The 9578-nt window shown below is 63.0% G+C and carries 8 protein-coding genes; all 8 read right to left on the bottom strand.

What is annotated here, in order from left to right; genetic code table 11:
* Window positions 1-1334 (bottom strand): glycoside hydrolase family 127 protein (locus B4E36_RS23800; protein ID WP_345900899.1); only part of this gene is annotated, 1334 nt, incomplete at its 3' end.
* A 26-nt stretch (window positions 1335-1360) separates the two neighbouring features.
* Window positions 1361-2224, bottom strand: coding sequence for a carbohydrate ABC transporter permease (locus B4E36_RS23805; RefSeq protein WP_414673825.1), 864 nt, complete (start codon window positions 2222-2224; stop codon window positions 1361-1363).
* Complete coding sequence (locus B4E36_RS23810; protein WP_292059829.1) at window positions 2221-3144, bottom strand: carbohydrate ABC transporter permease; 924 nt, start codon at window positions 3142-3144, stop codon at window positions 2221-2223. Before B4E36_RS23810 ends, B4E36_RS23805 begins: the two co-directional genes overlap by 4 nt.
* A 101-nt stretch (window positions 3145-3245) precedes the next feature.
* On the bottom strand, window positions 3246-4484 hold the full coding sequence (locus tag B4E36_RS23815) for an ABC transporter substrate-binding protein (RefSeq protein ID WP_292059831.1): 1239 nt from the start codon (window positions 4482-4484) through the stop codon (window positions 3246-3248).
* 63 nt (window positions 4485-4547) lie between these two features.
* On the bottom strand, window positions 4548-5558 hold the full coding sequence (locus B4E36_RS23820) for a LacI family DNA-binding transcriptional regulator (protein WP_345900900.1): 1011 nt from the start codon (window positions 5556-5558) through the stop codon (window positions 4548-4550).
* Window positions 5559-5764: 206 nt separating this feature from the next.
* Window positions 5765-6367, bottom strand: coding sequence for a superoxide dismutase (locus B4E36_RS23825; protein ID WP_292059834.1), 603 nt, complete (start codon window positions 6365-6367; stop codon window positions 5765-5767).
* A 171-nt stretch (window positions 6368-6538) separates the two neighbouring features.
* The gene (locus B4E36_RS23830; protein ID WP_292059836.1) at window positions 6539-8878 is read right to left on the bottom strand and encodes a membrane-bound PQQ-dependent dehydrogenase, glucose/quinate/shikimate family; all 2340 of its coding nucleotides are present in this window, start codon (window positions 8876-8878) and stop codon (window positions 6539-6541) included.
* 142 nt (window positions 8879-9020) lie between these two features.
* Window positions 9021-9578 (bottom strand): DUF2254 family protein (locus tag B4E36_RS23835; RefSeq protein WP_345900901.1); only part of this gene is annotated, 558 nt, incomplete at its 5' end.

Consider the following 9578-nt stretch of genomic DNA (forward strand, 5'->3'; position numbering starts at 1 on the left):
CGGGCGGTGCTTTCATTGTAGAGATGGACGGCGATCTCGTCGGCGGCGACGCCATACATGTAGGTGCCGATCGAGGCGACCGTGCGGGCGATGTTCGGCGGGCAGCACGGGCAGCGGTGCCAGGTCCAGCGATGATGGCCGCCCCGGCTTTCCAGTGGATTGTCGTAGAAGAAGGTCGAGCCGTCGAGGGAGAGGCCGGAGAGCGCGCCGTTGTAGAGCGCCTGCTCCAGGACGTCGGCGAACCGGCCGTCCGGGCCGCGGCCGAGCATGCGGCTCGCCCACATGGCGAGGCCGACGGCAGCGCAGGTCTCGGCATAGGCGCTCTCGTTGGGCAGGTCGTAATAGTCGGTAAATCCCTCATTGCTCGCCGCCGGGCCGATGCCGCCGGTCACGTACATCTGCTTTTCCGTCAGATCCTCCCAGAGAATCTTCAGCGCATCCGTGAGACTGTCGTCGCCGAATTCGGTCGCGACATCGGCCATGCCGGAATAGAGATACATCGCCCGGACCGCGTGTCCCGTCACCTTGGTCTGCTCGCGCACCGGTAGATGCGACTGGTTGTATTCATAGGTGTCGTGGCGGAAACGCTTGGGGTCCTCGTTACGGGCGGCCGCCTCGATGTCGAAGTAATGCGGCTTCTGGCCGCGGGCATCGATGAAGAAGCGCGCGAGGTCGAGATAGCGCTGCTCGCCGGTGACGCGGCCGAGGCGGACCAGCGCCAACTCGATTTCCTCGTGGCCGCAATAGCCGGGCTTATGGTCCGGGCCGGGGCCGAAGACGGAGCCGATATGGTCGGCATAGCGGCACATGGCGTCAAGCAGCGCACGCTTGCCGGTGGCCTGGAAATAGGCGACGGCAGCTTCCATCAGATGGCCGGCGCAATAGAGTTCGTGGCAATCGCGCAGATTGGTCCAGCGCTCGCCCGGGCGCATGCGGATGAACCAGGAATTGAGGTAGCCATCCGGCTCTTGCAGCTTGCAGAACATCGCGATGATCTCGTCGGTCTTTGCCTCAAGATCGGGGTTGGGCGTGCGGTAGAGCGCGTAGGCCGCTGTCTCGATGACCTTGGCGACGTCGGAATCCCAGAACATCTGGACATTGACGGTGTCCGGCGTACCGTCGGCCCGGGTGTGGAAGGGTAGCCGCAGCGGGGGAACCGGAATATCGGGATTGATCTGCTCGAGCATGCCGGCGGCAACGCAGCGATCATAGAGGATCATCGCCGTCCTGTGCGCGACGGCATCGATGCGATCCCCCCAGAAGCCCTGGACGTCGACATCGGGAAGCGCGGGAGGGCGGAAGCCGCTGATGGCGGGAAGGTCGAAGGAAGTCATGGGTCAGTCCTTTTTGGTCTGGATATTCACTTGACGGCGCCCGCGGTCAGGCCGCGGATGTAGTAGCGCTGCAAAAGCAGGAAGACGACGAGGCACGGCACCATCATCAGCGTCACGCCGGCCTGGACCGCGCCCCAGTCGATCGTGCCGTACTGCCCTTCGCGAACCGCGACCATCAGCACCGGCAGGGTGTATTTCTGCTGGTCTGTCAGAAGGATGAGGGCGGCCAGAAACTCGTTCCACGAGGCGAGGAAGGCGAAGATCGCGACCGTGGCCACGCCGGGCAGCACCAGCGGCAGCATGATCCGGTAGAGCACCTTGATGACCGAGGCGCCGTCGACGCGGGCCGCATCCTCGATCTCCTTCGGCACGGCGTCGAAGGCATTGCGCATCATGAAGATCGAGAACGGCATCTGCAGCGTGACGTAGACGCAGACGATACCGGTTAGCGTGTTCTGCAGGCCGAGCTTCGACAGGATGACGAAAAGCGGCGTCAGAACCGACTGGAACGGGATCATGATCGTGGCGATGATCAGCACGAACAGCGCGTTCTTGAACGGGAAGTGGAAGCGCGAGAAGCCGTAGCCGGCCAGAAGGCTTACCACCACCGACAGCACCACGGTCGCCAGCGACACGGTGAGGCTGTTGCCGGTATAGGTCCAGATGCCGCTGCCGAAATCGGAGAGGTTCTGGTAGCTCTGGGTGCTGAAGCCGGTCGTCGGCCATGGCGGCAAGGGCGGCTTGCGCGATTCCGCCGATGTCTTGAAGCTCACCAGCAGGCTCCAGGCGAGCGGCGCCAGGAACAGGAAGGCGAGAAACAGGCCAATCATGTTGCGGCGGGTCATCTGGAACCGCTGGCGACGTAGTTTCATCTTGCGGCGGCTCATCACATCCCCTCCGGATTGCGCAGTAGCCTGAGCTGGATCACGCTGATGGTGACCAGGATCAGCAGAAGAACCATCGACAGCGCCGAGCCGTAGCCCAGATGGAACGACATGAAGGACTGGCTGAAGATCCAGAACACGGTGGTGATCGTCTGGTTCTGCGGCCCGCCGTCTGAGATGATGTAGAACTGGTCGAAGGCGAGCATCGAGCCCGAGACCGACAGGATCAGGGCGAGCGCGATCGTGCGCCGCATCAGCGGAAGCGTGATGCGGCGGAAGCGCTGCCAGGAGGAAGCCCCGTCCACGCGTGCCGCCTCCTGCACCTCGGTGGAGATGCCCTGCAGGCCGGTGAGCAGGATGATCATGTTGAAGCCCACGGTCTTCCACACCACCATGACGATGATCGAGATGAAGGTTGTGTCGAAACTCGCCAGCAGGTTGACCGGCTTTTCAGTGAGGCCCAGCCGCCATGCGAGTTGCGAGAACAGGCCGGAATCGACGTTCATCAGCCACACCCAGAGCAGGCTGGCCGAGCCGAAGCCGACGACGTAGGGCAGGAAATAGGCCGTGCGGTAGAACCTGGTCATCGCATCCGGCTTTTCCACGAAGATCGCCAGCGGGAAGGCAACCGCGAAAAGCACGACCGTGACGATGAGCGTGTAGAACACCGTGAAGCGGAGCGAGCTCCAGAACTGGCTGTCATGCAGCATCTGCGCATAATTGCCGAGCCCGATGAAGCGCGGCGCGCCCATGAGCGGCCAGTTGTGAAGCGACATCCAGAAGGTCATGCAGAGTGGGATGACGAAGAAAACCGTTACCAGCGCAACCGCCGGTGCGACGAACAGAAGTCCGACAAGCTGCTTGCGCCGCACCCGTCCCCGGCGCGGCCTGCGCGGCGTCGTTGTTGTGAATTGCGTTTCTGGCATGGCGCCTGTTCCATGGGTCGTGGGAAAAGGGCCCGGAGCGCCGTCAATGGCGCCCGGGAGGTAGACCGGACGCCCCCATCAGGCGCCCGGCGAAAGCGCGATCAGTTGGACGCGTCCAGGATCGACTGCATCGTGTCCTGCGCCCCCTTCAGGGAACCGTCGACATCGTCGCCGAAGAAGGCTTCGCCAAGCATCTGCTTCCACGGTCCCGTCTTGGAATTGATGATGTCGTTGTAGACCGGCGAAGACGGCGTGCGCGCGGTTTCCATCGCTTCGACCGCCGTCAGGTAACGGTCATCAAGGCCGGAAAGCGCCTCCTGGGCCACATCGGCGCGCGTCGGCAGGCTGCCCAGGCGGGCAAGCAGCGTCTGTCCCTCGACCGAATAGGCAAAGTCCAGGAACTCCTTTGCCGCGCCGAGCGTGTCGCGACCCGCCGTGACGACGAAATTGTCGCCGCCGCCGAAAGAGGACACGCCGCCATCCTTGCCCGGCAGGGGAGCCACGCCGAATTCGACATCGGGGTAGTTCTTGACGAGGTTGCCGATGGCAAACGCGCCGATGGGCGAAATGCCGACATTGTCCGCCGCGAAGCCGCCGAAGAAATTGGTGCCCGTATCCGTCTTCGCGCTTTCGGGCACATATCCCTTGGCAACCAGGTCGCGATAGAAATTGATCGCATCATGCATCTGCGGCGTGTCGATGGTGGCGCGCTTGCCGTCATCGACCAGAATGTCGCCGCCCGATGCCCAGATCAGCGGCATGAAGGTGAAGGCATTGCAGCCGCCGCATGCGCCGGCGAAATAGAAACCGTAGGTATCGTCGCCGAGCGCGTTGACCTTGCCGGCATAGTTCTCGATTTCGGCCCAGTTGGTCGGCGCCTTGTCCGGATCGAGCCCGGCTTCGCGGAACAGCCGCTTGTTCCACAACAGCACCGAGACATCGGCCGACATCGGCACGCCGTAGATCTTGCCGTCATAGGTGCCGGCCTCGACATGGGCCTTCGACAACTGATCGAAATAGGGAAGGCTCCTGGCCAGTTCGGTCAGGTCCGCGAGCTGTCCGGCCTTGGCGAAAGCCGGCGTGTAAACGAGGTCCAGCGACACGAAATCCGGAGCCGAGCCGCCTGCGGCCGCCACGGCGTATTTCTGGACCATTTCCGTGCTTGGCACGATCTGCAGCTCGATCTGGTCCTCATGCGAGGCGTTGAAGGCCTCGATCAGGTCCGGCATGAAGGCTTCGCTGCTGTTGCGCGCCCACATGCTGTAGGTTTCGGCGGAAGCGCCGAAGGGCGTCATGGCGAGGGCGAGCGCCGTCAGCGCCGCGATTTTAACGGGTTTCATTTCTATCCTCCTCCGATATGGGGCCGTGTTCCGTGCCGGCCCCTTCGCACGCTTTCGAAAGGCTCAGGAGCTGCGCACGACCAGTTTGCACGGCAGCTGCAGAAGCCCTTTCTCAATCTCCTCGCCATTGACCAGGCGCACGAGCGTGAGCCCGGCCTGGCGTCCAAGCTCCTTCAAGTTCATATCGATCGTGGTGAGCGGGGGCCGGGTTTCCTCGGCGACAATCTCCCAATTGTCGAACCCCACCACGGCCACGTCGTGCGGTATGGCCACGCCGCGCTCGCGAAGGGCGTCCATCACCCCGCGGGCGATCTGGTCATTGCCGCAGAAAATGCCGTCCGGCCGTTCATCGAAGCTCCAGAGCCGCGCGACGGCCTCATGCCCCCAATGCTCCGACCATGTGCCGTAAAGGACGCCGGCCGCGGGAACTCTCAAATCGGCGGCCTCCAGGGTCTGGCGATAGGAAAGCGCGCGCTCGCGCACGACCAGAAAATGCTCTGGGCCGGTGATATGGGCGATACGCCGGCAGCCGCGTTGTATCAGATGACGCACCGCCTCGCGCGCGCCCTGCCGTTCATCCGGCACCAGGGTGATTGCCTCGGCGGGCCCCTCGGTCAACACGTAGACGACGGGCACCGGGACTGCCGAGAAATCGATGGGAAGTGGCCGGTCGACGCGCTTGCCGGTGGCGATGATCCCGTCGACCTGCTTGTCGAGCATCGCATCGAGATGGATGCGGGCAAGTGCGGGATCACCCCCGACCGAGCAGAGAAACACCGAAACGCCCTGGTCGATCAGCCCTTCGGATACTCCGGCCATGACCGGCAGGGTGAAGCGGCCATAGATATCGTCCGTCAGAAGGCCGACGGTGAAGCTTCGCTTGCTGGTGAGGCTGCGCGCCAGCGCATTGGGACGGAACCCCAGCTCCTCCGCAACGCGCCGGATGCGGGCGCGGGTCTCCGCCGCCATGCGGCCGGTGTCGTTGAGCGCCTTGGAAGCCGTGGCGGTGCTGACGCCGGCCTTCGAGGCCACGTCATAAATCGTAACACGCCCGCCAACATTCGCATCCGTCACGCCATCCCCTCCCTGGGAAACCGGTTTCTCATGTCCATATAACAGAGAAATATGTGTGGGAAAAGGGTTTCTCAAACATATTGTTCGGTTTTCGGAATCTGGTCACGGGAGTGGTTGCAAGCGTTCGGCGCGAACGCAGGTGGCGTATGGCACGAAAAAGCCCGGCTCTCTGGCCGGGCTTCATGATCAGTCGAAAGGCGTTTGCCTTATTTGGTGGCGCCTTCGTAGAGTTCGGCGACATAATCCCAGTTGATGAGATTGTCGACGAAGGCTTCCAGATATTTCGGGCGGGCATTGCGGTAGTCGATGTAGTAGGAGTGCTCCCACACGTCGACGCCGAGAATCGGCTTGGCACCGTGGACGACCGGGTTTTCGCCGTTCGGCGTCTTCATGATTTCGAGCTTGCCGTCCTTGACGGCGACCCAGGCCCAGCCCGAGCCGAACTGGCCGGTGCCGGCGGCAATGAAATCGGCCTTGAACTTGTCGTAGCCGCCGAGATCGGAGGAAATCGCGCTTTCGAGCGCGCCCGGCAGCTTGGTGCCGCCGCCATCCTTCTTCATCCACTTCCAGAAATGCATGTGGTTGAAGTGCTGGGCGGCATTGTTGAAGAGCGGCTGGTTGGAGCCGTAGGCCTTGACCATGACATCCTCGACGGAAAGACCACCGAGACCCGCTTCTTCCGCCAGCTTGTTGCCGGTGGTCACATAGGTGTTGTGGTGCTTGTCGTGGTGGAATTCGAGCGTCTCGGCCGACATGTAGGGGTCGAGCGCGTCATAGGCGTAAGGCAGATCGGGCAGTTCAAAAGCCATGTTCAATACTCCTCAGTTAATAAATTGACGCTTGCGGGTTACATAGGAAGCCGTTCCGGGAACGGCAACCGCCAAGCCCGGAAATATCCGGGCAAATTGCCGGAAGGAAAGGGCGTTCGGCGGCATTCCGGTACGCCCCCGCCTGCCGGCGAAGCCGCCGGCCGGGATATCCTAACCCTCCGGCAGCTTGTAGGCGAGGATATAATCGCCCGTCTCGGTGCCGACCGAGCCATGGCCGCCGGCGACGATCAGCACGTATTGGGCGCCGTCCGCGGTCTCGTAGGTCATCGGCGTCGCCTGGCCGCCGGCGGGAAGCCGGGCCTCCCAGAGCTGTTCGCCGGTGGTCACGTCATAGCCGCGGATGTAATTGTCCATGGTCGCGCCGAGGAAGGCGACGCCGCCCCGCGTCATGATCGGACCGCCAATGCCGGGAACACCCATTTTGATCTTCAGCGGCAGCGGCGTCATGTCCTGGATCGTGCCGTTCTTGTGCTTCCACACGATCTCGCCAGTGGTCAGGTCCGCGCCCGCGACATAGCCCCATGGCGGCGCCTGGCAGGGCACTCCAAGCGGGCCGAGCAGGGTGGAGAAGGACACGGCATAATCGGCGCCGTTGTTGGAGTTGATGCCCTGCGTGGCCACGCCCGGCGTCGATTTCGGCACCAGCGTGGACGTGTAGGCCATGTAGACCGGCATGGCGAACATCACCTGCCGCTCCGGATCGACGGCGACCGAGCCCCAGTTGAGCGTCCCGAAATTGCCGGGATAGACGATCGTGCCGTCGACGGAGGGCGGCGTGTAGCGGCCCTCGTAATTATACTGCTTCAGCTTGATGCGGCAGACGAGTTGGTCGAGCAGGCTCGCCCCCCACATGTCCTTGCCCTCAAGCTTCGGCGGGTTGAAGGAAAGCGCCGAGACCGGCTGGGTCAGCGACAGGTTCTCGCCGTCAAGTCCACCGTCCTGGGGCGCGGGAACCTCCTTGACGGGAAGGATCGGTTCGCCGGTTTCGCGGTTCAGCACGAAGACCTCGCCCTGCTTCGTCGCCTGCACCAGCGCCGGCACGCTCTCGCCGTCGATCGTCAGGTCGAGAAGGGCGGGCTGGGCCGGAACGTCCATGTCCCAGAGGTCATGGTGGACGCCCTGAAAGTTCCACACCGGCGCGCCGGTCTCGGCATCCAGCGCCACAACGGAAGAAGAATATTTCTCGACCGCGGGCGAGCGGTTGAGGCCGATCTGGTCCGGCGTGCGGTTGCCGATCGGGGCGTAGATCAGGCCGAGATCGCTGTCGCCGGACATCACCGACCAGCTGTTCGGCGAGTTCTTGGTGTAGGTCTCGTCCGGGCCGAGCGGTTCGGTTTGCTCCGGATTGCCGGTATCGAAGTTCCAGATCAGTTCACCGGTATCGATGTCATAGGCGCGGATCACGCCGGACGGGCTGTCGGTCGAGTAATTGTCGTTGACCGAGCCGCCGACCACGATCTTGCCGTTTATCGCCAGCGGCGGGGAGGTCGAGTAGTAATATCCTTGCGTCTTGTAGGGCATGTTCTTCTGAAGCTGCAGCGTGCCATTGTCGGCGAAATCCGCGCAGATCGTGCCGTCCTCGGCGTTGAGCGCGATCAGCCGGGCATCGGAGGTCGGCAGGTAGACGCGGATCTTGCAGCGCTCGCCCTCTGCCATGTCGGGATCGTCGTAATAGGTCACGCCCCGGCAGGTCTGGTGCTGGCGGTTGCCGTCAACGGGAACCTTGGGGTCGAATTTCCATTTCTCCTCGCCGGTCTTGGCATCAAACGCCATCGCCCAGCTATGCGGGGTGCAGACATAGAGCGTGTCGTCCACCATCAGCGGGGTATTCTCATAGGTGGTCTCGACCACGTCGTTGGGCCCCATCATGTCGCCGGTCTGGATCTGCCAGGCGAGTTCCAGACTGCCGACATTCTCCGGGGTGATCTGGTCGAGAGGCGACCAGCGCTGGCCCCTTTCGGTGCGGCCATAGCCATGCCATTCGCCTTCGGGAACGGCGTCCGCCGTTTCGGCGCTGGCGCTGCGGGCGCCGGGCAGTGACCCCTCGATCGCATGCGGGTCGGTGAACAGCGAGATGACCGCGACCACCATCGAAACGAGAACCGCGGCAACCAGCGGCCACGGGCCGGCGCGGGCGGGTTTGTCTTTTTCCGGAAAGCCGTAGTCATCGCGCAGGATCGGCCTGCGCACCCAGGGCAATAGCAGCCAAAGGCCGAGAAGCACGACAAGCCCGCCGCGCGCGCCGAGCTGCCACCAGTCGAAACCGACCTCCAGCAGCGCCCAGACCAGCGTTACCAGTATGGTCGCCGCGTAAATCCAGTAGGCAAGCGCCGATCGGATGAAAACAAAAAAGGCGGTCGCCAGAAATGCGGCACCCGCGATCAGATAAAACCAGCTACCGCCAAGCGTGATCAGCCAGATGCCGCCGCCGCCCAGAAACAGGCCGATCAGCGCGAAAATCAATGAAGTCAGCACCAACATGAATATCATTCCCCCGAAACTGGAATTTTTTCCGGGTCATGTGGTCGGTATTGCGGAGGAAACCCGCGAAGATGTTGCCCTTGCCGACCTCCCGGCTTTTCAGGCGACGGTGATCTGCCATCGCTGTCTTCGGTTTAACGGGTCGGGCCTGTTATTGTTCCCGGTTGTTTTGCCGGAAGCTGACCGGCGAGGCGATGTTGCCGCGACTTGCCGCGCGCTCGATGCGCTCGATATCCGATTGAAACCGCAGGGTTTCGCGCGCCCGGTCCACGGTCAACGTCGAGAATTTCTTCGACATTTCGGAAAAGCCCGGGATATCCGTGTGGCCAAGCGCCCGGCAGGCATGGAGAAGGTGGATCACCACCTCGGCCATGCCCGCGCCATCGCGCGCCATGGCGGTGAAGGCGGCGTCGAAGAATTCCTCTGCCGTTATCGTCGGCATATGGATGCGCGGATAGCGCGGCTCCGAGTCCCCATCGGGCTTTTCGCCGGCTTCCAGGATGCGCACCAGATGCGTCACCACGTCAATGGCCGTGCCCGGATCGTTGACGGCGGGAGAAAGCGCGCGCAGCGCGACTTGCGACATAACCGTCACTCCGTAAAGCGGATCCTGCGTGTAGGACCGTTCATGGCCGATGGTGAATGTCCTTGCGGCTTCTGCCACGACGTCCTCGTCCACGACGCCGTCGTCCTGTGTCAGCCTGATGCC

Origin of the sequence: Martelella sp. UBA3392 (assembly GCF_002358775.1) — a bacterium.
GTDB classification, from domain to species: Bacteria; Pseudomonadota; Alphaproteobacteria; order Rhizobiales; family Rhizobiaceae; genus Martelella; species Martelella mediterranea.